The following is a 25371-nucleotide window of genomic DNA, read 5'->3' as shown; positions in this document are numbered from 1 at the left end:
TTTTATTCACCGGGAATGTTCCGGTCGTTTCATTTAATAAGGAAGCATGGCCAGCATGTCTGCCAGTTTTTCCACCCCTTCCTGCAATGGTTTCGACACCATGGCCTTCATAAACATGTTTACTTCGGCACGGATGGTGACTTTCATTTTGGCTTCTTCCTCGGTCACGGGAAGAATCTGAATCCACAAATTCAAAGGTATAGGCGATTTGTCACCTTCAAACTTGATGCACTTCAGGGGTTCACGCTCAATGATGCGCAATGTGAGGTTGATGCCCTGCACCTTCAGGGTGATGGAATCACGGTCGAACGACATGTCTTCCAGCTTTCCGTCCAGTTTGTCCTTCACCTCATTCAGACGTTCCCGAACCCCTTCCAAGTTGTTCAGGTCGGACAGTTTGTTATACACTCGTTCCTGACTATAAGGAACATGCTTCACATTACTTTCAAATTGTACAGCCATGTTGTTTTTTAATCTTCAAGGAAAACCCTTCACGGTATTGCACAAAAAAATGTCATCTTGAGCAGAGTGGACTCGCTCAGGATGACATCTCCTATTTACAATCCGAGACTGCTTTCCTAATTACAGAATCTTTTATTTCCCAGTCCAGTGAGAAGGATCTTCTCTCCATGCCTGCAGCACAGGGATGTCTTCTTCGTTAATGTAATCAGTCTTCAATGCAGCATCCAGCACGGCATTGTAGTTGGTCAAGGTAACCAATTCCACCTTTGCTTTCTTGAATGCTTCTACCGAAACATCGAAACCATAAGTAAAGGAAGCCACCATACCGATAACTTCACAACCGTCACGACGAATGGCATCTACCGCCTTCAAGCTACTACCGCCGGTTGAAATCAAGTCTTCTACTACGACCACTTTCATTCCCGGACGCAATTCACCTTCAATCAAATTTTCCAAGCCATGATCTTTCGGGCTTGAACGAACATATACAAACGGCAAGTTCAACTCCTCTGCCACCAAGGCACCCTGTGCGATAGCACCTGTAGCGACTCCGGCAATGGCGTCAACTTCACCGAACTTTTCCAGAATAACACGACAAATCTCCAACTTAACGAAATTACGAAGTGCAGGATATGACAAAGTCTTACGATTGTCACAATAAATCGGTGATTTCCAACCTGAAGCCCAAGTAAACGGGTTAGCCGGCTGAATCTTCACAGCCTTCACCTTCAGCAACTTTTCTGCAAATAATCTTTCCAAAGCTTTCATAACTTTTTAATTCTCTGATAAATGTTTTTGCAAAATTATGGAAATACATCGGGAATAGAAAATTTAAGGGTATTAAAATTTTTAAAAGGTGTCGGAATGTACTATTTTGTCCATGCCAATGTAACAATACTGAGATGAATTCCTTTTATTTCTGACAAAACCTCGGCACAGGAGGTAAGTGTGGCACCAGTTGTCAATACGTCATCGACCAGCATCACATGTTTCCCTTCCAGCAGACGAGTGCCGCCTGCCAGCTGGAACAGATGAGAAGCATTTTCCTGCCGCTCCCAAGCCGATTTATGAGTCTGTGTCTGGTTATTCCGCACCCGCTGAAGCAATCCGTCGCATACAGGTATACCGGTAAGCAGGGAAATACCTTCCGCCAACAAAAGACTCTGGTTATACCCTCTGGTACGCAGACGGCCCGGATGCAAAGGTACCGGCAACAGATAATCCACATCTTCAAAAAAACCAGAAGGCTGAAGTTCATGGGCCAGCATCTCTCCCATGTGCCGGCATACCTGCTGACGCCCGTAGTATTTCATGCCGGCCAAAATATGTGCCACCTTCCCGCCACGGGAATAATACAATAACGAAGAAGCCCGCACTATGGAAAAGCGGCCCCAGAAAATCTTTTCCATTTCATTACCTGGTGTATTTCCCAGATGGGTAAAAGGCAGCTGCGACAGACAGTCACAACAAAGCACCTGTTCCGAAATCTGCAGTTTTTTCCCACACGCCAGACACTGCCTGGGGAAAAAGAAATCGCGTATGTCAGTCAAAATCCTCATCCGAGTCCAGTTGATTGACGTAACGGCGAATCTCCTCCAATGTAAAACCCCGGCCCATGGCAAAACGAATCAGTTTCATGCTCCGCTCATAGTCATTGGTAGCCTTGATACCTTTCATCTTCTGCTTCAGCAACTTTTTCAGGATGCCGTCGTATTCTTCCGTATCAATCTCTTCCAGTCCGGCCTGTATGTCTCCGTCCGACAGTCCTTTCATGCGCAACATCTGCGCAATCTTCATGCGCCCCCACTGATTGAAACGATACTTGTCGCGCACATAGAAACGACAGAAACGCGCCGCATCCAGATAGCGTTCCCGATGCAAATGGGCCATAATCAGTGCTGTCACCTCTTCCGAGGCCCCCCATTTACGGATTTTTTCCTCCACCTCCGACGGACAGCGCTCCACCGCCGAACAATAGGCCTCGGCCTTGCTCTTTATCTCTGCTTCACTTAATTCTCTCATGGTCTCACTGCTTTTATCATCCGGTCGTTTCCCGACAAATCTTTCCGCAACGCAATGTCGCGATACCCACATTCTTCCAACATCCGGACGGTTTCTGCCCCGTAGGCCCGGTTGATTTCAAAATACAATGCCCCGCCTTCCGTCAGCCAGTCGAGTCCTTTCCGGGCAATCCGCCGGTAAAAGCGCAACGGGTCCGTATCAGGAACAAACAAAGCCAGTTCCGGTTCCCAGTCAAGTACATTGGCCTCCATCTCGCCCCGTTCACTTTCCGTAATATAAGGTGGATTGCTCACCAGCACATCTACCCGACAGTCGGGCAACTCATCCTGAAAGATGTCGGCCTGAAACAAGGTCACTTTGCCGCCATACCGCTTTACATTGACGGCTGCCACCCGTAAGGCCTCAGCCGAAATGTCACAGGAAGCCACCTCCGCCTCCGGCAGCTTTTCTGCCAGTGCCACCGGAATACAGCCGCTTCCCGTTCCGATATCGAGAATGCGTACTTTCCCGGCTTTCTGACAATCAGACACTATCCATTCCACCAGCTCCTCGGTCTCGGGACGGGGAATAAGCACGCCTTTTTCCACGTGGAAAGACAGGCCGCAAAAAGGTGCTTCCTGCAGAATATACTGAAGAGGTTCCCGCTGTTTCAGGCGAGCAAGAATATCCTCCACCTCTTTCCACTCTTTCGTGGAAAAATTCATATCTTTGCCTGTATAAAGTTCCATCGTGGAAAGATGCAGAATGTCCGACGAAATCCATTTCGCCATGGCCGACGCCTCTCCTTCTGCATAAAAGGAACTCAGTTCTTTCTTAATATGTTGATAAACCGGATGCATGTTTGCAAAAGTAAGGATAAAAAACGAAGATTATGACGATAGACGAAAAATATATGCGGCGCTGCATACAGCTGGCCAGAAACGGCATCTGCCACACAGCCCCCAACCCGATGGTGGGAGCAGTGATTGTGCGTGACGGGAAAATCATCGGTGAAGGTTACCATGTGCGTTGTGGCGAAGGACATGCCGAAGTGAATGCCATTGCTTCGGTGAAGGATGAAAGCCTGCTCAAAGAGGCCACCATTTATGTCAGTCTGGAACCGTGTTCCCACTATGGGAAGACTCCTCCCTGTGCCGACCTTATCATCCGGAAAGGTATTCCCCGAGTGGTAGTGGGCTGTGTAGACCCGTTCTCTTTGGTGGCCGGAAGAGGCATCCAGAAACTGCGGGACGCCGGCATTGAGGTCACGGTGGGCGTACTGGAAAAAGAATGCCGGGAACTGATTCGTGCCTTTATCACGTTCAACGTGAGAAAACGTCCCTACATCACCCTCAAATGGGCACAGTCGGCCGACGGATTCATCGACGTCCGCCGCGACGAGGGAACTCCCGTACGCCTTTCTACTCCGTTATCTATTTTGACTGTACACAAGATGAGGGCTGAGCAGAAGGCCATCCTGGTGGGACGACGCACCGCCCTGCTCGATAATCCGTCACTGACAGTACGCGAATGGTACGGGCAGGACCCGCTCCGACTGGTCATCGACCGGCAATTGACCTTACCGCTTCATCTGCACCTGTTCGACGGCAGTACCCCTACCCTCGTCTTTACGGAAAAAGAAAAGGCCGATACCCAGAATCTCACGTATGTGACACTGGATTTCGGCCAGAATATCCTCCCGCAAATCATGCAGGTGCTTTATGAACGGAAAATTCAGACATTATTGGTAGAAGGAGGAAGCCAGACACTCCAGTCCTTCCTGGAACAAGGGCTATGGGATGAAGCCTTCATCGAACATGCGCAAGTATCCTTGCACGACGGAATCCCGGCTCCTACCCTTCCCTGCGGCTCGGAAAGCCGTTTCTTCTTCCGTGATGGCGCACTGGTCCAGCACTGCCGCCACGCAGAATAAGTTTAGAAACGGCAGCTGATGCCGGCCATGAAATAGAAGCCCTCCACCGGATAGCCTGCTTCTGTGGCATACGTCTTGTTAAGCAGGTTATTCAGGCGGACAAACACGTTGAAACGGTTCAACAACGCATATTCCGCTCCTACCGACAAGTTATTCACACCGTCAACACGTCCCAGTTCACCCATCTTCTGACGGCGTTCATAATTATAACTCAGCAGGGCATGGCAGTCCTTGACTACTTTCGCACGGATGCCGAAATCCACCTTCACCTGCGGTTTGAACTGCAACAGGCCTTCGTTACCTTCTGTCACGATCCAGTTATAATAGGTTCCTCCCAACGAGAAATCCACCCAGTCACGATAAGCATAGCTCACGGAAGCGCCTCCGTAACCCACTTTTCCTTTATCCTGCCAAATTCCCGTATAGAACACATTCTGCTTGTCTGTTTTAAATCCACCCGGCACGGCAAACAGTTCGTTCTTGGTGATGCGATAACCTCCATAAAGCTCGAAGCCCAAGCCTGTCACCGGAGACGCTTTCAGTCCCAGCTTGGCATCCAGCGGTGTATAGGAAGTCCGCATCTGCTGTGCCACCACCCAGTAAGGAGAGAAATCATTCAGCCGGCGGAAGTCATTCAGCCGACTCCCTCCCAGCAGGTTCACATACACCACATACGAATCGGCGAACGTATACTCCAGCTTTACGTCGGGAGCAGCTTTCAGTCCGCTGCCATTGGCCGTCTGGAAATCCACATGTGCGCCCAAACGTAACCTCAGGGCTTCATTCTGAAGGGTATAATACGGATTCAACTGCACCAGCGTATAGTCCTGCTGCGATACATCGTGAATCAGATTATCCATTTCCAGTCCGATGCCCACCTGCTGCTCGTCGTTGATATTTCCCAGCATGAATCCTTGGGTGTGGAATATGTTTTCCGAACCGTGCCGCATGTAATAGGTATCATAACGGGTACTGAAACTCCGCAAGCCAGTCTGGAGACCAAACTGAATGGGCAAATCCTTGTCGCAGGAAACGATGCCCACATATCCCTCTCCCAGCGTATAACGCTGCGTAGTAGGCCAAGTTTCGACATTCTCATTCAAAGACGGCATGTAATTGAACACCTGCGAAGCAAAAGCCCCTCCCAGTTTCAAGGCCACTCTCCGGAAATTGTGCCGGTAATCCAATGACACATCCGTCCGGTAGAAACGGGATTTCCAGTCTTCTGTGCTCTGGAAATGCGGAAGATCTCCGTTCCGTCCATACAAGGAAGCCATCACTCCTAAACGGTCTTTCGAAGAAATATCCCACAGGTAACTTCCCTTCAGGTCTACATTGTTCAGATTGCCATACGCCAGACGTACATAACCACGGTCGGCTCCCTTCTGCGTGAATTCTCTCGGCATGGACTCCATTGGAGTTGCCTTCCAAGCTCCCAGCGGATGCCGTTCCGTAGCATACTGGATGGCCTGTTTCGGAGCGGCGGGCTCTTCCACTTCAGGCATGACATTCACCTTGAACGCATCCATCACTTCAGGATTGTACTGATTCTCCACTATCACCGTCCGGTTCAGAGTGGAATCTTTTTCCGCTCCCTTCTGCGCGCATATTGTGGATACAGGCCACAGACCCGCGCAAATCAATATCATACTTATGTATCTCATCTTACTTTACACTTTTAAGTTTGGCCAGACGGCTTTCAATCATTCCGGCGATGTCATCATTCGCCTGATAATTCTGTTGCAAGGACAGCAAATACTGTTTGGCTTCCATCTTGCGGTCCAGTTTCACATACACATCCGACAGCAGAACAAAACTTCTTGCCAGCCAGTAGGCGTGCGGGGTGCTGACCTCGATGTAGTCGAGCACTTCTTTCTCAGCTTTAGCCGTTTCTCCTTCGTCGAAATACGTCTGTGCTACAAGATACTTGGCCTCTGCCCCGTACACGTTACGGGTGTCCTTGGCCAGTTCCACCAAATCGGCCAGCGCTTCCTGCTTCTGTCCTTCCGCCAGCAAGGCCTTGGCCCGGAAATACAACGCTTCACTCCGTACCTCCGGTGTCAGCTTGGTCTGTTTGAGCAAAGCCGAAGCGGTGACTACGGTTTCTGCCCGGTCGTCCAGCGCACGGGCACTCCGCAGAGCCCCTAACTCAGCCTGCAAGCGGTCTTCCTGCACCGACGAACGGTCGGCCAGACGCTTGTACAAATTCAACGCCTTGGCATATTCTTTCTGGTTGTAGGCCATCTCGGCACAAAGTGCCAACGCCTCCCCTTCGTATTTGCTGCCCGAGAAGCGGAGCACTTCTTCCAGTCGGGCGGCAGCCGATGCATAATCTTTCTGGTTGTAGTCAATCAATCCCAGATAATACGCCGCATCCACACTGAAGGCTCCCTGCGGGAACGACTGCAAGTAACGCGTCAGGCTGGTCTTGGCACCGGCAATGTCGCCGCGCATATAAGCCCGTTCGGCTGCCGTATAGGTCAGTGAATCCCGTTCACTCACGTCGAACTTGGCCCCACCGGGGATGGTAGAAGCGAACGCCATGTAGTCGTCCACCTTATTCAAGTCTACATAAATTGATTTCAGGTCGCGCTGCGCCAGACGAGCCTCCGCACTACCCGGATAAGTCGTAATCACCTTCTTGTAAGCGGCAATGGCTTCCTGGTAACGGTCGTTCTGGTAATACAGCAGACCGATTTCGTTGGCGGCCCGACGAGACAGTTCGCTTTCCGGATAGCGCTGTACCAGCAACGAATAACGCTTGATGGCATTCTCGCTGTCCTCCATCTGCACGAACGCACGTCCCTGCTCATACAAGGCATCGTCCAGATAAGCCGACGAAGGATAATCCGTAATCAACTTGTTGAGTACCTGTATCTTTCCGGCATAATCCCGTTGCAGTCCTTTCACGATACCTTCCTGAAACAAGGAATAATCACCCAGTGAAGGAGCGATGGCCACAGCCTGCGCATATTGCTGACGAGCTTCTTCGAAGCGGCGTTCATAGAAATAGCAGTCGCCGATACGGTTGTAGGCATCGCCCGCCACCGAAGCATCTTGTGTCCGCCCGTTCTGCACACAACGGACAAACCAGTCGCGTGCGGAGTTATATTGTTTCTGTTTGAACAAGCTGTATCCCAGACAGTAAAGAGCCAGTCCGTATTCCTGTGAATTCTTGTCGGTGGCAAACTCCAGATAAAGCCGCATGTCGTTGGCAGCCTCCGGATAACGTGCCAGCCGGTATTTCGACTCCCCGCGCCAGTAATATGCATCCGCCTTGGTTTTCTGGTTATACTGTCCCAACTGCAGGGAGCGGGTAAAATAATCCAGTGCCCCGCGGTAGTCCGCCTGGGCAAACAGCTGCGTACCCATGCGGAAAAGCAATTTCTGTTTAGCCTCCAGAATACGAGCACTCGGATGGGTAATCTTATCGATTGACCGTAAAGCCACCTCATAGCTGCGGGTATTCATGTACACCTCTACCAGATAGTCGTTCACCTTCTCGGCATAAACCGACGACGGGTATTCATTCAGGAAACGTTCGAACACCGTGACCGACTCGGCAAACGGAGAATAAGACGTTTCATGAATGCACAGCGCATAGTTGAACAACGCCTGCTCCTGAATGCTGCGGTCGAAATCCATGCGCGACGCCTGTTCGAAGGCCATACGCGCCTGATTGCGTTCCTTCAACTGCAAGCCCGCCAAGCCCATGTGGAGATAGGCATTCTGCGCCAAAGCATCCGGAGCTCCAGTCGCTTCTCCCAGGCGCGACAACGCTTTGGAATAAACTCCTGTATTGAAATAGCTCATACCCAGTTTGTACATGGCCAGTCGGGCCGGCATTGCTTCTCCTTCACGATAGCGTTCCAGTGACTGGATGGCAGCAGCATAGTCTTTCTGGCCGTAAGCAGCCTCTCCGGAAATACGGCTCATCTGCCCCGCATTCTTTTCTTCCGGATACAAAGCCAGATACGCATCTGCCACCTTCCGGGCCTGCGCATAATTTCCTTGAATCAGGTAAATATCTGCTATATAATAAGGTGCCAGTTTCTGGAACTTCCGGTCATTCTGCACTTCACGGAATCCCTGCAAGGCCGAGTCGTACTTCTGCTGCACGTAATCGATGTACGCCAGGTTGTACACCGCATCATTACGGTAATCCTTGCTCGAATCTCTCAACACCGAAAACCAGAAGGCTGCCTCCTGCCATTTGTCTACCTTCAAGTACGATGTACCCATGCGCAAGGCACTGGCATCCCGTTCCTCGTCTGCCAAAAGAGAAATGTCACATCCCTTCAGTGTGGCAATGGTCTCCATGTACTTCTCTTCCGAAAAGTAACTGGCGGCAATGAGTGCCTGCACCCGGTTGCGGTAACGTGATTCCGGATGAGCTTCCAGGTAGTCCGACAAGACCTCCCGGCATTCCGGCAGGTGCAGCTCATACGCCGTACAAGCCAGCATGTAATCCACCTCATCGGCCCAGGCCTTTTCCCCTGCCTGACGGGTATAACGGACAAGGGTCTGCCGGGCAGCTGCATAATCCTGACGGAGAAACAGTTCCCTTCCCTCGTTGAACAAACGGTCGGCTCCGGTCAGCGGTTCTACCTGCTGCCCCGATACAGCCAACGGCAAGGCGCAACAAAGGCCTGCCGTCCAGATATATTTTTTATACTTACCCATAATCTCTTATTTTACGTTCCGATGTGCTTCCAGGAAACGTGCCACTCCCTTACGTACTGATTCCAGTCCGAAATCCTCCGGATGAATCTCATCCAAGGGCATCCACCACGCATCGGCCACATCATCCATCGCCTTTACCAGATGGTCGTCTGCGACTTTACATAAAAAGAACTGGTCGAGCGTATGTACCAGAAAGCCCGAATACAGATAAGTGTTCGGTAAAGAGAACAGGTACTTCGCTTCTGTCACCACCAGTCCCGTTTCTTCCTTCACCTCGCGTGCCACTCCTTCTTCGCCAGTCTCGAACATGTCGATAAAGCCTCCCGACAAATCCAGCGTACCTTTAGCAGGTTCCTTTCCGCGGCGGCAAACCAACAACTCTCCTTTCCCATTCAGGATAAAGGCCACTGTAGCCGCACTCGAATTGAAATAATACACAAAACCACAGTCCGCACATTTCTTGGACTTTTCATTATGTACTTCAAAATGAGGAGACCCGCACACCGGACAAAACTTAAACAATTCCAATGGATGCATAGTTTTTCAATTTAATAAATAATAAGCCTCACAAAGATAAGCAAATAGGGCATACAGCTTACACAATTCACCGACAATTTGTGTATTTCCAAAAAATAATTACGTTTTTTCTTCTAGAATAGCATATAGATAAAAAAGTTTTTCTACATTTGCTTACAATATGATAAAAACAAGAACCATTTAGTAGTATGGAGAAAATTGATAAACTTGACAAACAGATTCTGGAGATTATCTCACAGAACGCCAGAATCCCGTTTAAAGACGTAGCTGCAGAATGCGGTGTGTCACGTGCCGCCATTCATCAACGCGTACAGCGCCTGATTGACCTCGGCGTAATTATTGGTTCAGGCTACCATGTAAATCCAAAAAGCCTGGGTTACAGCACTTGCACTTATGTGGGAATCAAACTGGAAAAAGGTTCCATGTATAAAAGTGTAGTAGCTGAATTGCAAAAGATTCCGGAAATCGTGGAATGTCATTTCACTACCGGTCCTTACACCATGCTGACCAAACTGTATTCAACCGATAATGAACACTTGATGGACTTGCTGAATTCCAAGATTCAGGAAATTCCGGGAGTTACTGCCACGGAAACACTGATTTCACTGGAACAGAGCATCAAGAAAGAAATTCCTATCCGTAAAGACCTCGAAGATTGATGGAAGGAATGGACGGCCTTCACTGGGAGGGCATACTCATCGGAATCTGCACGTTCCTGATTATCGGATTGTTTCATCCGATAGTGGTCAAAGCGGAATATTACTGGGGGACACGTTGCTGGTGGCTTTTTCTGGTGCTGGGCATCGCGGGCCTCATCGGTTCCATTCTGGTGGGCCAGATTTTAGTGTCTTCTCTATTGGGAGTCTTTTCGTTCTCCTCTTTCTGGACCATCAAGGAAATCTTCGAACAGCGTGAGCGTGTGCTGAAAGGCTGGTTCCCGATGAATCCGAAACGGAAAAAGGAATATGAACAGTAAAAGGTTACGTACTTGAATATGAAAAGGGATATCTGAACGGTATCCCTTTTTTCATGGCTTTTTCATAGGAAAAAGCTATTCTTCCTGCACCCTTTAATTTAAAACTCTTTGAAGAAGAAAAATTTATTCCAAAAGACTTTTTATGTTTTCCTGCCGGAATCCGTATATCTCCCAGCAGGAAAACATACGGTTCCGCCATGGGAAACGTACGGTTCCAAGTAAGGAAACATATAAAAAGAACCGGGCATCCCCACAATATGCTGTTATCTTTTTTAAAGAAGGTGATTCCACATAAACTATAATCTTCAAATGATTTACAACAGGTCGCCCGAGTCCTTTCACAACTAATTTTCACACAATTAACACACATTTAATAAAAGAATTAAGACTCATACAATTTCACCTCCCAACTCTCTCCCCAAGCAATCCGATATCCAAACTTTATAAATCTTAATTCCACGATGATTTAAACCAAATCATCAATAATTTCACCACCATAGCACCAATCTCATTTTATTCATACACCCTATTCTATCAAAATAAAAATACCACTTCATCACTTTCTACATTCCTCCATTTTTTTACCAAAAAAACAAAGCCATCAAATACAAACAACAAATAGTAAGCATTAACATGAGAAATCAAGTCTAAATACTAACAATAACACCGAATACAGCATCACAAATCAAATATTACACATTCTTTTCACAGACATGCGTATTTATTTTCAAAAAAAAAACAGATTTATACCAAATAAATAAATTTATTACTTATATTTGCGATTGAATTGTTGTTGTTAAAAACAGTATCATATTGTTACATTAATTTTAAAAGAGAGAATTTATGAAAAAACGAACACTCTTCTTTCTTACATGCTTATTTTTAAGCATTGGAATGATGTGGGCGCAACAATCCACCGTAACAGGAATTGTAGTTTCTGAAGAGGATGGTGAGCCCGTAATCGGAGCGTCGGTACTGGTAGTTGGTACACAGGTAGGTACCATGACCGATCTCGACGGTAAGTTTACAATCACTAATGTGCCGGCTTCGGCCAAGCAATTGAGAATTTCTTTCGTAGGTATGCAACCTGTAGAAACTCGCATACGCGGAGGATTGATTCGAGTATCCATGAAATCCGACTCAGAGATGTTGGATGAAGTAATGGTAGTAGCTTTCGGTACACAGAAGAAAAGCTCATTCACCGGTTCAGCAGCAGTCCTGAACAGTGAAGATTTGGCCAAACACATCACAACCAATGTAGCAAATGCCCTTGTAGGTACCACTCCAGGTTTGCAGATGCGTGGCGGTTCAGGTGCTCCGGGTGCCGGAAGCGGAAGCATCAACATCCGTGGTATCTCCTCTCTTTCATTGAGTACGGAACCTTTGATTATTGTCGATGGAGCTCCTTATTCGGCTTCATTGAGCAACATTCCACAGAGTGATATCGAATCAGTTACGGTATTGAAAGATGCCGCTTCTGCTGCTTTGTATGGTGCGCGTGGTGCATCGGGTGTCATCTTGATTACCACCAAAACCGGAAAGAACAAAAAGCCGCAAATCAACGTGGATATGAAATGGGGTGCCAACAGCCGTGCCGTACAGGACTACGAAACCATCAACGACCCGGGCCAGTACTATGAGGCCATGTACAGCCAGTACTATAACTACTATTTCTACGATCAAGGCCAGAACGCAGCTACAGCCAATGTCAATGCCAACACGACCATGTTGAACCAGCTGGCATACAATGTATATACTGTGCCCGATGGAGAACAGCTTATCGGTCTGAACGGCAAATTAAATCCGAATGCCACTCTGGGACGAGCTTATGAAGCAAACGGAGAAACCTACTACTTGTATCCGGATAACTGGACGGATGCAGCATACAGCAATTCACTTCGTCAGGAATATACCATCAATATCAACGGAGCCAACGACAAAGGTTCATTCTATGCCAGCATGGGTTACTTGGACGATGATGGTATCATTGAATATTCTGGATACAAACGTTTCAGCGCACGTGTAAAAGCAGATTATCAACCTACCAAATGGTTGAAACTGGGTGCCAATGTAGGCTATGTGAATTCTACTACAGAATCCAATGCCAACATGAACACTTCCCTTAACTCATCCAACCTGATGTATTATACCTCTTCTATTGCACCGATTTATCCGATTTACGTACGGGTTCTGGACGCCAACGGTAATCCGACCATCCGTCGCGATGAATACGGAAACCCGCAATACGACTACGGTGTAGCTGCCAGCAACTATCCGGGACTGACCCGTCCGTTCTCCGGCACCAACAACCCGCTGGGTACCAACCGTTACAACACGGATGAGAGCAAGGGACAGCAGTTCAACGGTAACTTCTCATTGGACATCAATTTCACTGATTTCTTGAAATTCAATGCCACCAGCTCTCTGATCTGGGGACACACCAACTATTCTCTGATGCAGACTGCACTGTACGGACCGAAAGTTTCTGCCGGAGGCCAGATCGACAAATCACAAACAGACAACTTGCGTCAGAACCATGTACAGACATTGACTTACTTCGACCAGTTCGACAAACACAACATCAATGTCATGTTGGGTCATGAATATTATGACACCAAGACCACTTACCTTTATGCTTACGGTCAGGGATTGTTCTCCCAGTACATTCCGGAAATCAACGCCTCAGCCAGCAAGGTAAGTTCAAACTCTTACACCAGCGAATACAATGTGGAAGGTTATTTCGGTAGTCTCCAGTACAACTACGATGACAAATACTTCCTCTCTGGTTCTTACCGTCGTGATGCTTCTTCACGCTTTGCCAAAGAAAACCGTTGGGGTAACTTCTGGTCAGCAGGTGCCGCATGGTTGATCAACAAAGAAGAGTTCTTCAACGCATCATGGGTAGATGAATTGAAACTGAAATTATCTATCGGACAGCAAGGTAACGATAACGTAGGTGATTTCGCATACGTAAACACTTATTCACTGTCTGCCTCTACTCCTTCCAGCATGTCTGCCGCTTTCCGTATGATGGGTAATCCGGAAATCAGCTGGGAAACCACCAACAACTTGAACGTCGGTGTAGAATTCAGCTTGTTCAATCGCAGATTGACCGGTAGTGTCGACTTCTATAACAAGAAAACAACCGACCTGCTGTTCTGGTTGAACATTCCGGAATCAGCCGGTACACGTGGTTACTACGACAACATCGGTGATATCCGCAACCGAGGTGTGGAAGTGACCTTGCAAGGTAGCATCATCCGTACACGCAACATAGATTGGAGTGTACAGTTCAACATCGCCCACAACAAAGACGAAATCCTTTCATTACCGGCTTCAAAGGTAGGTTTGCTGGGTGGTTACAGCGCCGACTGGAAATGGTATAAGGTAGGTGGTTCCATCTACAACTACATGTTGCCTGAATATGCAGGTATGAACGAACAGGGACAGGCTCTCTACTGGGTAGACGCCGACATGGTAGATCCGAATACCGGAGCCAGTGCGACAAACCGTCCGGCAAAGAACCATTCTTACAAGACCACTGACCCGAACGGTGCTTCCCGTTACGAACAAGGCAGCAGCTTGCCAAAGGCTTATGGTGGTTTCGGAACTACATTTAGCGCTTACGGTTTCGACTTGTCCATGACTTTCGATTATCAGATTGGCGGTCAAGTGTACGATACTCGCTACATGTCATTGATGACCAACCTGACTGGTTCAGCCGGAGGTTCTGCCATCCATGTAGATGCCCTCAAGGCTTGGACTCCGAACAACACATCGAGCGATATTCCGCGTATGCAATATATGGACCAGTACACAGCTGCCCGTTCAAACCGCTTCATGACAGATGCAAGCTATCTGAACTTCCAGTCATTCACTGTAGGTTATACCTTACCCAAGAAATGGCTGAGCAACCTGGGCATCGACAAGCTGCGTATCTATGCCAGCGGAGAAAACCTGTGCTTCTGGTCTGCACGTCAAGGACTTGATCCTCGTTATTCATTCAACGAAAACACTCAAGTCAATGTCTATTCACCCGTACGTACTGTTACAGGCGGAATCCAGTTGACATTCTAACTCGTTTTTAACCAATGAAAAGAAACTACAAGATGAAAAAAATATTTTTATTTGCTTCTCTGGCAGCCTTGGGTATGACATCGCTTACAGGCTGTATCAAAGAAATTGAGCCACAAAGCAACTATGTGACAGTGGATCAAGCAGCTAACGCCACCGGAGCTTTCCAGAACTTTGTAGACGCCATTACCAATACAATGGCGGGAAAATTTGTCTACAACGCATCCGATATGTCGCCATACGATTACGGTTATACCTCATTCTTCCTGATGCGTGACGTCATGGGACAAGATATCGTCTTAGAGAATACAACAAGTGAATGGTACACCACTTGGTACACCTGCGGTACAGGTCTGGGCCCGCTCTATGCGGTATGCCAGTATCCTTGGACTTATTTCTACGGATGGATCAAAAGCTGTAACGACGTATTGACCATGGCAGGTCCGGAACCTACCGATGAACACAAGTCGGGAGCAGGTATTGCCTACGCCATGAGAGCCATGTTCTATATGGACTTGGCACAGATGTTCGCCCAGAAGTCTTATGCAATCGACAAGAATGCCGAAACCGTACCATTGGTATTGGAAACCACTGCAGTCAGTGATTTGGCAACCAATCCACGTGCAACCAACGAAGTAATGTGGGCACAGATTCTGTCCGACCTGGATAAAGCAGAAACTTACTTGGCCGATTACACCCGTACGGATGTGTACACGCCGGACCTTTCAGTGGTGTACGGTTTGAAAGCCCGTGCCTACCTGGTGATGGAAGACTGGGCAAACGCCGAAAAATATGCCAAACTGGCCCAGCAAGGTTACACCGCATTGACAGAAAGCCAGTACACTTCCCGCACCAGCGGTTTCAACACTCCGGATGGAAACAATTCCTGGATGTTCGCCGTTCGCTTCAAAGACGATGACCCATGTATCTTGCAGAATGATGGCGATAGCAGCTGGGGTGCACAGATGATCATTGAAGTCAGTGAATCTGGTTGCGGTTATGCCGCCAACTACGGTACCCCGAAACGTATCGATTATCACCTCTACCAGACCATTCCTGCTACCGACTTCCGCAAGAAATGTTTTGTAGACTTTGCTATTGACGACATGGACGAGGCAGATGCAGTAGATGCATTGAGCGCCTACTCAGACTCTCCCGAAGGATTGCTGACCACTGCAGCAGCCAGTCCTTCCCAAAAAGTGGGAGGTTTGGAACTGAAATTCCGCCCAGCCAACGGAGAACATGCCAACCAATATGCAGCCTTCACCGTATCTGTTCCTTTGATGCGTGTGGAAGAAATGATGTTGATTGAAGCAGAAGCTGCCGGTATGCAAAGCGAAGCAAGAGGAATCACCCTGTTGACCAACTTTGCCAAGACCCGTGACCCGCAATACGTATATGGCAAACATACAAACGATACCTACGGAAACAATCATGCGACTGGATTCCAGAACGAAGTGTGGTGGCAGCGCCGTGTAGAACTTTGGGGTGAAGGTTTTGCCACCTACGATATCAAACGTTACGACAAAGGTATCATTCGCAGCTATGCAAATACCAACCACATCAAAGGCTACCGCTGGAACTATGGAGGTTACAATGTGAACTCAGGAAACGTACATCCCGACTGGATGGACTTCTGCATCGTAGGTACAGAAACTGACTACAATGCAGCCTGCACCAACAATCCGACTCCGATTATGCCTACATCCGACTCCAGCGAATTTACATGGGCTAATTAAAAAGTTGATTCATTAAATAAAGAATAGGAACATGAAAAAATATATCAATGCTTTGGGAATGATTCTCCTTGCTATAGTGGCAATGACCAGCTGTAAGGAAGAAGAAGGAACTACTCCAGGTACAGACGGGGCACCTGCCATCACGCTATATGAATATGCAGTTGAAGCACCGGAATATAACCCTGACAATGATGTGAGAATCCGTATTGCCGCCAACAATCAGGTGAGTGAGGCTTACTATCTGGCAGAAACTACCGCAGACAAGAATGCACATGTGGAAGCCGATGGAGAAACCGGATATATGACTTATGTCGTAGAAAACGGAACTAAAATAGAAGGTATCTCTGGAGAGTCTAACGCAGACATCACCCTCACCAACCTGCAAGGTGAATATACCATCACCGTAGTAGCCGTAAACGGAAGCAACATGGCTTCACAAGAAGTAGTGTTTACCGGACTTGCCTGGGAAGATGTAGCAACAGGTACTTATGTATTCGGAACTACCAGTGCAAGCGGAACTCCTGCAGCCACCATCTTGGGGCAGTCTTCTGTACCAACTACCTTACAAGTTTGTACGACGGATCCCACTCTGTACCGCTTCAAAGACGTATTTGGAGAAGGATACAGCATGAAGATTAACCTGATTGATAAGACTGCAACGGATTCACAAGGAGAATACCAGTTCTTCCGTGTACCTTCCACCCTGACTTCGTACACCTATGGAAGCTACGGAAGTATCTCAGTCAGCGATATTGGTTACTGGCAAGGAAATGATGCATTTGTAACCGACAATGGTTATGAAAGTGGTATGTACGCCAACCACAACTGCTTTATCCTTATAGCCTATCAAGTTTCTGCTGGAGCTCTTGGTTATGGCTATGATGAGTTTATTGCAGACTAAACACAAAAGACTGATCCCCGTTGATGGGATACAGTCTTTTCTAAATAATCTCTCTTGAAGAGTCAGTATTCACACTGACGTTTAACCTTAAATAAGGATTTGTCGGGATATCTTCGTGACGAAGATGTCCCGATTTTTTATTCTACATGCTCTTCCGGTGCATACTCCTGCAAGGTCAGTTCTCCTCGCAACACACCCAGCGCATTCATGGCCAACGCTCCCATCTCATCTTCTCCGGGAATGACCACAATCGGAGCCAGCCCTTCCAGCCACTCCCGCAACCCGCGGATACAATAGTCATTGAAAGCGATACCCCCTGTCAAAATCACAGCATCGGTCTGTCCGTGCAGGGCAATATGCATGGCTCCAACTTGCTTGGCCACCGTGTAGAGCATGGCATCGAGTACCAGTTTGTGCTTTTCGGCTCCGGCATGGGCCCAACGGATGATACTCTGCACATCGGTAGTACCCAGATGTGCCACCAGTCCCCCCCGACCGTTAATCATCTTCCGGATTTCCGCGTATGTATATTTCCCGCTGAAACACAAATCAACCAACTGTCGGGCCGGCAACGTTCCCGCCCGTTCCGGACTGAAAGGGCCTTCCCCATTCAAGGCATTATTCACATCGACCACTTTCCCATAGTGATGCGCACTGACCGAGATGCCTCCCCCCAAGTGGGCCACAATCAGGTTCAGTTCTTCATACTTCCGTCCGATACGGGCCGCATAACGTCGGGATACAGCCCGACTGTTCAAGGCATGAAAAATGGAGATACGGGGAAGCTCCGGGATGCCGGATATACGGGCCAAATCACGCAGCTCGTCTGTCACTACCGGATCGGCCAGATAAGACGGACAACCGGCACAATGCGCTATCTCGTCGGCAATCCATGCCGCCAGGTTCGACGCATGTTCCATACTGGCATGCCACAAGTCATGCTTGATACGCTCATTGATTTGATACACTCCTCCAGGAGTCGGTTTCAACAAGCCACCGCGCGCAATCACGGCGTCAAAAGCAAGCGGAATGCCCGCCTTCTCCAGCGTATCGTGCACATGCGCACGACGATACTCATACTGCTCGTTGATATGGTGAAAGTCCGACAGTTCCTTGGACGGATGCGCGATACTTTCACGCCACACGGGATTCTCATTCTCATAGACTGCCAGCTTCGTGGAAGTGGAGCCCGGGTTAATGACAAGTATTTTCATAAGGTCAGGTCTTATTCTTTTCGCGCCCCTGCCAGGCAAGCCAGTACCAGACTGTAGTATTTGGAGTTACCGGAGTCACTCCGTGAAGGCACTACCACCGGTGCAAGAGTTCCGGTGAGCATGCCTGCCATGTTCGCATCGCCAAACAGGGACAAGGTTTTGTAAAACGTATTGCCCGATTCGATATTGGGGAAAATCAGAATATCCGCATTGCCGACAACGGGAGAAGAAAGGCCCTTTATCTCCCCGCTGTGCTTGTCGCAGGCGGTTTTGGCATCCATCGGTCCGTCGATAAAGACATGTCCGAAACGTCCCTCCTGCGCGTCCTTTTTGATTTCCACATAACTCAAGGTGTGGGGAAACTTCTCGCTGATTTTTTCCGTACAATGAACAAGTGCCACCCGAGGTTCTTCACAGCCCAGCTTACGACACAAATCCAAATCGTAGGTAATCATTGCCCGGAACTGTTCCAAAGTAGGCCGTGGAATCACTGCCGCATCCGAAAAAAACAGCAGTTTGTGATATAAGGGAACCTGTGCCACTGTGACATGGCTCAACACCCCTCCTTCGGGCAACAGGCCCTCTCCTTTCTTCAATACCGCCCGCAAGAGGTTGTCCGTGTTGATGAGTCCTTTCATCAATACTTCGGCTTCGCCCGTACGTACCAGTTGCACGGCCAATGCAGCCGCTTCATCGGGAGTACCCGCTTCGTAGATATGCACAAAATCAGGAGAAGCCGACCGCAAGTCGAGAGCCTCCTTCAAATGGGCTGAATCCGTCACCAAAAGATATTCAGCAATTTCCTCCCTCAGGCTGCGGATAATCACATACTCCGTATGCGGGTCGTTCGGGCAGACTACCGCTACTTTCCGGCGTATGCCGCGCGAACGCAGGCAGTTCACCATCTGAGAAAGGCTTTGAATCAACTCCATATCATTAGATTTTAAACAAATATGAGAAAATAATTTGAATAACTATCTATCCGAGATGCTAATTAATGCTATACGCTCTGGAAGAGAGACATAGACAAAAAAACAAATTAACGACTTTATCCACTTTATTGTGCCATAAATTCACAAGTTCTCTCTATATTTGCCTAACTTGCTAAAAAAGTACACACGCATGAAAACAAATTTTTCTTTCGATATTCAAGCCCTCGATGAGGGGATTCACAGCCGTTTCCCCAACCGCAAGGAAGCACCACTCATCGGACTCACAGGAAACTTCAGTGACGGCAATCTGACTCTGGCACCGGGATATTACCAGTCTGTCATTCAGGCAGGAGGTGTACCAGTGGTAATTCCTCCTTACGAGGATGCCAACTTACTAATCAACACACTGGACCACTTGGACGGACTGTTGCTTACAGGCGGAGGTGACTTGAATCCGCTTTTCTTGCACGAAGATCCGATTCGGGAACTCCACAGCATTAACCCTCACCGCGACCGGCAGGAACTGCTGCTGACGCGCCTGGCGGCCCATCGGCAGATTCCGATATTGGGTATCTGCCGCGGTATCCAAGTGCTCAACGCCGCTTTGGGCGGTACACTCTATCAGGACATTTATGCACAGAAAGAAACGCCGTCTATCAAACACAGTCAAGACCTGGAACGGAGTTTCCCGTCACACCGGGTGGAACTGGCGGAGGGTAGCCTGCTGGCCCGTATTCTAAACGCCAAGGAAGTAGCTGTCAATTCCTTCCATCATCAGGCGGTAAAAGAGCCGGCACCCGGTTTTCGGGTATCAGCTACGGCCCCCGACGGGGTGATAGAAGCCATCGAAAGCACGGAATATAAATCTATGCTGGGCGTACAGTGGCATCCGGAATGTTTCATCCTGAATCAAGACAAATGCATGATGCCGCTCTTCGGATGGCTCGTTCGCGAAGCCCGTTTGTTCCGGAAGGCCAAGGAGCTGCACCAGCGTCTGCTGATTCTGGATACCCATTGCGACACACCGATGTTTTTCGACCAGCACATCCGCTTTGATACGCGCGACCCCAAAATCAAGGTCGACCTGCACAAGATGACGGAAGGACGACAGGATGCCACCATCATGGTAGCTTATCTAGAACAAAAGGAACGGACGGACGAAGCCTTGCTGGCAGCTACCGCCAAAGCCGACCGTCTGCTGAATGAGATTGAGGAGATGGTGGCCAGGAACTGTACCACAGTAGACATCGCGTATACGCCCGATGACTTATACCGCCTGAAACGAGAAGGTAAGAAGGCCATCATGCTAGGTATTGAAAACGGATATGCCATCGGGAAAGACCTCAGCCGGGTAGAACATTTCCGCAAACGGGGAGTGGTATACATGACTCTCTGCCACAACGGGAACAACGACATCTGTGGTTCAGCCCGCCGCAACGAGGAAAACTTGGGAGTCACCCCTTTCGGCGAACAGGTGATTCGAGAGATGAACCGCCTGGGCATGATGGTGGACTTGTCGCACAGTGGCGAACGAACCTTCTACGACACACTCGACATCAGCAGCCAACCGGTAGTCTGCTCACATTCTTCCAGCCGAGCACTCTGCGACCATCCGCGCAACCTGACCGATGAACAACTCCGTGCCATTGCCCGAAAAGGGGGTGTGGTACAGGTCTGTCTGTACAGCGGCTTCCTTCGCACTGACCGCCCGGCACATATCCTGGATGCCATTGAGCACCTGAACCACATGGTGAACGTAATGGGCATCGAGCATGTGGGCATCGGCAGTGACTTCGACGGCGACGGAGGCATCATCGGATGCAATGATTCTTCAGAGATGATCAACTTCACCCGCCAGCTGCTGCACGAACGTTACAGTGAGGAAGACATCCGCCGTATCTGGGGCGGCAACTTTCTGCGGGTCATGCAGCAAGTACAGGAGAACGGCTCCTACAAATAAAGTTTAAAACGTATTTACGGCTGCAAGGGGTCTGCGAAAATAAGTTTACCTTTGCAGCACAAACTAAATGAAAGGATTATGATTTCAATAAAAAACCTGCTGATTGTAAGTGCTTTGATAACGGGAGGAACTTTCATTTCCTGTGGAAGCAGTTCGAAAAACAGTGAGCAAACTGAAGAAACGGAAGCCACAATTGTGCAGGCCCCGGCTTTCAATGCCGACAGTGCATACGCGTATGTAGCCGCACAGGTAGCCTTCGGACCTCGCGTACCCAATACGGAGGCGCATCGTAAATGCGGAGATTACTTGGCCGCCCAATTGAAGAAATTCGGAGCCACCGTTTATAATCAGCAAGCAGACCTGATTGCTTACGATGGCACAATCCTGAAATCACGCAATATCATCGGAGCCTATCAGCCGGAAAACAAGAAACGGGTGATGCTCTGTGCGCACTGGGACTGCCGTCCGTACGCCGACCAGGATGAGGAAGCCAACCACCGGAAGGCAATTGACGGAGCAAACGACGGTGCCAGCGGAGTGGGCGTCTTGCTTGAAATTGCTCGACAGATTCAACAGCAGGCTCCGCAAGTAGGCATCGACCTCGTATTCTTCGATGCGGAAGATTACGGCACGCCAGAATTCTACAAAGGAACGTACAAACCGGACACTTGGTGTCTGGGCTCCCAATACTGGGGACGTATCCCTCACGTGCCTGATTACAAGGCGCGCTTCGGCATCCTGTTGGACATGGTAGGCGGAAAGAATGCCACATTCTACTATGAAGACTATTCCAAGCGGACGGCCAATAATGCCATGAAGAAAATCTGGAAGATGGCCGATCATTTAGGCTATGGCAACTACTTCATCAAGGAAGACGGAGGCCAAATCACCGACGATCATCTCTATGTGCACCAGTACCGCCAGATTCCCTGTGTAGACATCATCCACTATGACACACAAAGTAACACAGGCTTCAACCCTACCTGGCACACACTGGATGATACAATTGAAAATATTGACAAAGCCACGCTTCAGGCCGTAGGACAAACGGTGATGGGCGTGATTTATAATGAAAAATAATTAAACAATATCACAATGAAAACAATAAATGAACTCCAGGACGAAGTAATCGAAGAATTCAGCGACTTTGAGGATTGGATGGACAAATACCAGCTGCTTATTGACTTGGGCAACGACCAGCAGCCGCTCGACCCGAAATACAAAACAGAACAGAACCTGATTGACGGTTGCCAGAGCCGAGTATGGTTGCAGGCCGACTTGGTGGACGGAAAGGTAGTATTCCAGGCAGAAAGTGATGCCCTGATAGTAAAAGGTATCATCTCCCTGCTGATTCAGGTCGTATCAGGTCATACTCCAGATGAAATCCTGAATGCCGACCTCTATTTCATCGACAAAATAGGTCTGAAAGAGCATCTGTCTCCGACCCGCAGCAACGGTCTGCTGGCCATGGTGAAACAGATGCGTATGTATGCCTTGGCATTTAAAGCCAAAATGGAGGAAAAAGCATAAGCAAACCACTTCACGCATAATAAGGAACAAAGAGGCTGTCTCAAATTGAAATATAATTTGAGATGGCCTTTTTTGTGTCTGCAAAAAAAATCGGGCAAGCCCCAACTTCGCTCAGTCAGGACTTGCCCGTCTCCCTAATTTTTTGTATCTTAGGGAATCAAGCAATATATCCCAAAGATAATGTTTAAAAACTATACCTCCAACGATAATCTGCTTTTACCTCCGTGTTTAGGCGATTTTATTCCCCAGAACGACCCGGTCCGGGTTGTTCACCGTATCATTGAACAGATCAGCCTGGAAGAACTTTACCGCAAGTACTCCGTCAAAGGCTGTCCGGCCTACCATCCCCGCATGATGCTGCAGATTCTGGTATATGCCTATCTGCGCAACATCTATTCCAGCCGCCGCATCGAAGAGTTTTGCCGCAATGACATCCGCTTCATGTGGCTGACCGGCAATGTGACTCCTGACCACAACACCATCAACCGTTTCCGCAGCAGTCGGCTGAAGGATGTGCTCAAGACCGTCTTCGCCACCATCGTGAAGTTCCTCGTGGCGGAGGGCTTTGTAAGTCTGGACGTGGCCTGCACCGACGGGACGAAGATGGAAGCAAACGCCAACCGTTATACGTTCGTCTGGGGCAAGTCCATCCACACCCGCATCTCCAGAATCGCGGAACAGCTTGAGGAAATATGGCGGTACGCCGAGTCCGTCACCAAGCAGGAGTTGCGCGACTCCGCTCCCGTCACTTACCAGGACATCACCCCCGAGAAGGTGGAAAGGGCGCTGGAGCAGATACATGAAGCCTTGGAGGGAACGGATGCGGACCGGAAAGTGAAGGCCAAGGTTCGGCGCGTGAGGAAGGCATGGCCCGAACAGCTGAAGAAATATGAATCCCAGGGAAAGATTCTCGATGGGCGCAACAGCTACTCCAAGACAGACCCCGACGCCACGTTCATGCGGATGAAGGAGGACCACATGAGGAACGGGCAGCTCAAGCCCGGATACAACCCGCAGGTCAGTACCAACAGACAGTTCATCCTGAACTATACCCTCCACCAGTGTGCCGGTGACACCTCCACCTATCCCCTGCACATGGAAGACTTCCATTCCCTGTACGGCAGATATCCTGACGTGTCCGTCTGTGACGCCGGATACGGAAGCGAGGAGAACTACCTGTACGCCTTCAGGCATGGCATTGAAACCTTCATAAAGTACAGCTATTTCCACAAGGAACAGAAAAGGAGCTTCAGGAATGACCCGTTCCTGTCTGCCAACTTTTACTATAATGAAGAAACCGACGGGATGTACTGTCCGATGGGACAGAGGATGAAAAGACTCTCCGATGTAAAGCGGACGACGGACAACGGTTTTGTACAGACCATCTCAAGGTACAGGGCCCGGAACTGCAAGGGCTGCCCGTTAAGATGCCGGTGTCACAGAAGCCGGTCGGAAAGGATTGTGCAGGTAAACCACAGGCTGAGGAAAATCAAGGAAAGGGAACGTGAGAAACTCCTTTCTGCGGAAGGTCTTAAATACCGGAGCCAGCGGCCGCAGGATGTGGAAGCCGTATTTGGAAACCTCAAGAACAACAAGCACTTCAAGAGGTTCCATCTCCGTGGACTGAAGAAGGTGGAAATTGAATTTGGCCTGCTGGCCATAGCGCATAATCTTGCAAAAGTAGCCTCTTAGGAGGCTTCTGACCAAGAAAAAACCGTTTAAAGCGATGAAATCTGTAGAAAGAAACTTGTAAATTCCTTTTTTTGAGAAAAATCCAAACGACTTCAGTCTGATATGAAACGACAGAGGCCATCTCAATTCATTTTGAGACAGCCTCTTTGTCGTACTCCACCAATTATATGCCCTTAAAGAGTCTGAAACGATAGAATTCTCCAATAAGACCTATCGTAACCTAAATATGAATATTCTCTCATACAGCCTACAAACCCTATTCGTGAGAACTACAATCACGGTATAGATGCGGATAATCTGATATATGGAGAGGACTTTAACGGAGAGAAACCCGAAACGCTTACCCCTCTGACAAAAGCATGTTTTGACCTTATAGTTAAAAGAATCAAGGAACATAACGAATACGCAACAATTTGGTCAACTAAAGCTGTATTGACTTTTTTATGAAATGCTGAGTTAAAATACTGTTAAATAGAAAAACATAACAAATTCGTTGATATATTTAGGCCGTTAACATCTAGAATAAGAACTTATGAGAAAAATCTGTTTGTTCGAAAGCCCATATATACCTCAAACAAGAGCCAACAAACCAACGTGAGAAGAATTTCTCAATGCCATATTGGATGAATGTGAAAATGGCTATATAGAACCCATTACAACAGCCTGCGAATGAGCTGTCAAGTTAGCATATTATTAAAAAAACAACATCATAATCATGGACTCTTTCAAAATAGAGA

General features: G+C 48.5%; 20 protein-coding genes. 10 read left to right on the top strand and 10 right to left on the bottom strand.

The window, feature by feature from the left end; all coding sequences use genetic code 11:
* Positions 1-33 precede the first annotated feature (33 nt).
* The 5 genes from BQ7480_RS17160 to prmC all read right to left on the bottom strand — a co-directional run bounded on the left by BQ7480_RS17160 (position 34) and on the right by prmC (position 3323).
* Positions 34-462: an SRPBCC family protein gene (locus BQ7480_RS17160; protein WP_072543794.1), complete on the bottom strand. Its 429-nt coding sequence runs from the start codon at positions 460-462 to the stop codon at positions 34-36.
* Positions 463-594: 132 nt separating this feature from the next.
* Complete coding sequence (pyrE, locus tag BQ7480_RS17155) at positions 595-1230, bottom strand: orotate phosphoribosyltransferase (protein ID WP_022355171.1); 636 nt, start codon at positions 1228-1230, stop codon at positions 595-597.
* Between the two features lie 101 nt (positions 1231-1331).
* Entirely contained in the window at positions 1332-2021 is a 690-nt protein-coding gene (locus BQ7480_RS17150; protein WP_072543793.1) for a ComF family protein, read from the bottom strand.
* The gene (locus BQ7480_RS17145; protein ID WP_072543792.1) at positions 2005-2484 is read right to left on the bottom strand and encodes a regulatory protein RecX; all 480 of its coding nucleotides are present in this window, start codon (positions 2482-2484) and stop codon (positions 2005-2007) included. Before BQ7480_RS17145 ends, BQ7480_RS17150 begins: the two co-directional genes overlap by 17 nt.
* On the bottom strand, positions 2481-3323 hold the full coding sequence (gene prmC, locus BQ7480_RS17140; protein WP_072543791.1) for a peptide chain release factor N(5)-glutamine methyltransferase: 843 nt from the start codon (positions 3321-3323) through the stop codon (positions 2481-2483). Before prmC ends, BQ7480_RS17145 begins: the two co-directional genes overlap by 4 nt.
* A gap of 32 nt (positions 3324-3355) precedes the next feature.
* Here prmC and ribD point away from each other — a divergent pair, with 32 nt between their 5' ends.
* Entirely contained in the window at positions 3356-4396 is a 1041-nt protein-coding gene (gene ribD, locus BQ7480_RS17135) for a bifunctional diaminohydroxyphosphoribosylaminopyrimidine deaminase/5-amino-6-(5-phosphoribosylamino)uracil reductase RibD (RefSeq protein ID WP_072543790.1), read from the top strand.
* Positions 4397-4398: 2 nt separating this feature from the next.
* Here ribD and BQ7480_RS17130 read toward each other — a convergent pair whose 3' ends face one another.
* From BQ7480_RS17130 to BQ7480_RS17120, 3 genes are read right to left on the bottom strand one after another with little or no spacing between them, the layout of a single operon-like run.
* Complete coding sequence (locus BQ7480_RS17130) at positions 4399-6060, bottom strand: TonB-dependent receptor (RefSeq protein WP_072543789.1); 1662 nt, start codon at positions 6058-6060, stop codon at positions 4399-4401.
* Position 6061: 1 nt separating this feature from the next.
* A complete protein-coding gene (locus BQ7480_RS17125; RefSeq protein ID WP_072543788.1) occupies positions 6062-9079 on the bottom strand; it encodes a tetratricopeptide repeat protein in 3018 nt (1005 codons plus the stop codon).
* A 6-nt stretch (positions 9080-9085) separates the two neighbouring features.
* Positions 9086-9616 carry an NUDIX domain-containing protein gene (locus BQ7480_RS17120; RefSeq protein ID WP_072543787.1) on the bottom strand — a complete coding sequence of 177 codons (531 nt, stop codon included), beginning with the start codon at positions 9614-9616 and terminating at the stop codon, positions 9086-9088.
* 188 nt (positions 9617-9804) lie between these two features.
* Here BQ7480_RS17120 and BQ7480_RS17115 point away from each other — a divergent pair, with 188 nt between their 5' ends.
* The 5 genes from BQ7480_RS17115 (at position 9805) to BQ7480_RS17090 (ending at position 17306) form a co-directional block, all read left to right on the top strand.
* Positions 9805-10275, top strand: a complete 471-nt coding sequence (locus BQ7480_RS17115; protein ID WP_072543786.1) for an Lrp/AsnC family transcriptional regulator — start codon at positions 9805-9807, stop codon at positions 10273-10275.
* Positions 10275-10592 carry a DUF4491 family protein gene (locus BQ7480_RS17110; RefSeq protein WP_072543785.1) on the top strand — a complete coding sequence of 106 codons (318 nt, stop codon included), beginning with the start codon at positions 10275-10277 and terminating at the stop codon, positions 10590-10592. Before BQ7480_RS17115 ends, BQ7480_RS17110 begins: the two co-directional genes overlap by 1 nt.
* Positions 10593-11435: 843 nt before the next feature.
* Positions 11436-14669, top strand: a complete 3234-nt coding sequence (locus BQ7480_RS17100) for a SusC/RagA family TonB-linked outer membrane protein (protein WP_235816707.1) — start codon at positions 11436-11438, stop codon at positions 14667-14669.
* 32 nt (positions 14670-14701) lie between these two features.
* Entirely contained in the window at positions 14702-16405 is a 1704-nt protein-coding gene (locus BQ7480_RS17095; protein WP_072544107.1) for a RagB/SusD family nutrient uptake outer membrane protein, read from the top strand.
* A gap of 31 nt (positions 16406-16436) precedes the next feature.
* Complete coding sequence (locus BQ7480_RS17090) at positions 16437-17306, top strand: hypothetical protein (RefSeq protein WP_072543783.1); 870 nt, start codon at positions 16437-16439, stop codon at positions 17304-17306.
* A 137-nt stretch (positions 17307-17443) separates the two neighbouring features.
* Here the strand turns inward: BQ7480_RS17090 and buk are convergent, their stop codons facing one another.
* The gene (buk, locus tag BQ7480_RS17085; RefSeq protein ID WP_072543782.1) at positions 17444-18520 is read right to left on the bottom strand and encodes a butyrate kinase; all 1077 of its coding nucleotides are present in this window, start codon (positions 18518-18520) and stop codon (positions 17444-17446) included.
* An 11-nt stretch (positions 18521-18531) separates the two neighbouring features.
* Positions 18532-19452, bottom strand: a complete 921-nt coding sequence (locus tag BQ7480_RS17080; protein WP_072543781.1) for a phosphate acyltransferase — start codon at positions 19450-19452, stop codon at positions 18532-18534.
* A gap of 190 nt (positions 19453-19642) precedes the next feature.
* On the opposite strand from BQ7480_RS17080, the gene BQ7480_RS17075 reads away from it, so the two are divergent.
* The 4 genes from BQ7480_RS17075 (at position 19643) to BQ7480_RS17060 (ending at position 24634) form a co-directional block, all read left to right on the top strand.
* Positions 19643-21412 carry a gamma-glutamyl-gamma-aminobutyrate hydrolase family protein gene (locus tag BQ7480_RS17075; RefSeq protein ID WP_072543780.1) on the top strand — a complete coding sequence of 590 codons (1770 nt, stop codon included), beginning with the start codon at positions 19643-19645 and terminating at the stop codon, positions 21410-21412.
* An 81-nt stretch (positions 21413-21493) separates the two neighbouring features.
* A complete protein-coding gene (locus BQ7480_RS17070; protein ID WP_072544106.1) occupies positions 21494-22492 on the top strand; it encodes a M20 family metallopeptidase in 999 nt (332 codons plus the stop codon).
* Between the two features lie 15 nt (positions 22493-22507).
* A complete protein-coding gene (locus BQ7480_RS17065; RefSeq protein ID WP_072543779.1) occupies positions 22508-22942 on the top strand; it encodes a SufE family protein in 435 nt (144 codons plus the stop codon).
* Between the two features lie 180 nt (positions 22943-23122).
* Positions 23123-24634 (top strand): IS1182 family transposase, encoded by a 1512-nt coding sequence (locus tag BQ7480_RS17060; RefSeq protein ID WP_083581734.1) that lies wholly within the window; start codon positions 23123-23125, stop codon positions 24632-24634.
* Positions 24635-25371: the final 737 nt, after the last annotated feature.

It is taken from the genome of Bacteroides mediterraneensis (assembly GCF_900128455.1).
GTDB lineage: Bacteria > Bacteroidota > Bacteroidia > Bacteroidales > Bacteroidaceae > Phocaeicola > Phocaeicola mediterraneensis.
The sequence above is the reverse complement of the archived record's forward strand: the minus strand, read 5'-3'. Positions and strand labels throughout refer to the sequence as shown.

Bases quoted from the DNA above. Each gene is read 5' to 3' on its own strand.
- BQ7480_RS17160 (WP_072543794.1), bottom strand. From the start codon at position 462: ATGGCTGTACAATTTGAAAGTAATGTGAAGCATGTTCCTTATAGTCAG.
- pyrE (WP_022355171.1), bottom strand. From the start codon at position 1,230: ATGAAAGCTTTGGAAAGATTATTTGCAGAAAAGTTGCTGAAGGTGAAG.
- BQ7480_RS17150 (WP_072543793.1), bottom strand. From the start codon at position 2,021: ATGAGGATTTTGACTGACATACGCGATTTCTTTTTCCCCAGGCAGTGT.
- BQ7480_RS17145 (WP_072543792.1), bottom strand. From the start codon at position 2,484: ATGAGAGAATTAAGTGAAGCAGAGATAAAGAGCAAGGCCGAGGCCTAT.
- prmC (WP_072543791.1), bottom strand. From the start codon at position 3,323: ATGCATCCGGTTTATCAACATATTAAGAAAGAACTGAGTTCCTTTTAT.
- ribD (WP_072543790.1), top strand. From the start codon at position 3,356: ATGACGATAGACGAAAAATATATGCGGCGCTGCATACAGCTGGCCAGA.
- BQ7480_RS17130 (WP_072543789.1), bottom strand. From the start codon at position 6,060: ATGAGATACATAAGTATGATATTGATTTGCGCGGGTCTGTGGCCTGTA.
- BQ7480_RS17125 (WP_072543788.1), bottom strand. From the start codon at position 9,079: ATGGGTAAGTATAAAAAATATATCTGGACGGCAGGCCTTTGTTGCGCC.
- BQ7480_RS17120 (WP_072543787.1), bottom strand. From the start codon at position 9,616: ATGCATCCATTGGAATTGTTTAAGTTTTGTCCGGTGTGCGGGTCTCCT.
- BQ7480_RS17115 (WP_072543786.1), top strand. From the start codon at position 9,805: ATGGAGAAAATTGATAAACTTGACAAACAGATTCTGGAGATTATCTCA.
- BQ7480_RS17110 (WP_072543785.1), top strand. From the start codon at position 10,275: ATGGAAGGAATGGACGGCCTTCACTGGGAGGGCATACTCATCGGAATC.
- BQ7480_RS17100 (WP_235816707.1), top strand. From the start codon at position 11,436: ATGAAAAAACGAACACTCTTCTTTCTTACATGCTTATTTTTAAGCATT.
- BQ7480_RS17095 (WP_072544107.1), top strand. From the start codon at position 14,702: ATGAAAAAAATATTTTTATTTGCTTCTCTGGCAGCCTTGGGTATGACA.
- BQ7480_RS17090 (WP_072543783.1), top strand. From the start codon at position 16,437: ATGAAAAAATATATCAATGCTTTGGGAATGATTCTCCTTGCTATAGTG.
- buk (WP_072543782.1), bottom strand. From the start codon at position 18,520: ATGAAAATACTTGTCATTAACCCGGGCTCCACTTCCACGAAGCTGGCA.
- BQ7480_RS17080 (WP_072543781.1), bottom strand. From the start codon at position 19,452: ATGGAGTTGATTCAAAGCCTTTCTCAGATGGTGAACTGCCTGCGTTCG.
- BQ7480_RS17075 (WP_072543780.1), top strand. From the start codon at position 19,643: ATGAAAACAAATTTTTCTTTCGATATTCAAGCCCTCGATGAGGGGATT.
- BQ7480_RS17065 (WP_072543779.1), top strand. From the start codon at position 22,508: ATGAAAACAATAAATGAACTCCAGGACGAAGTAATCGAAGAATTCAGC.
- BQ7480_RS17060 (WP_083581734.1), top strand. From the start codon at position 23,123: ATGTTTAAAAACTATACCTCCAACGATAATCTGCTTTTACCTCCGTGT.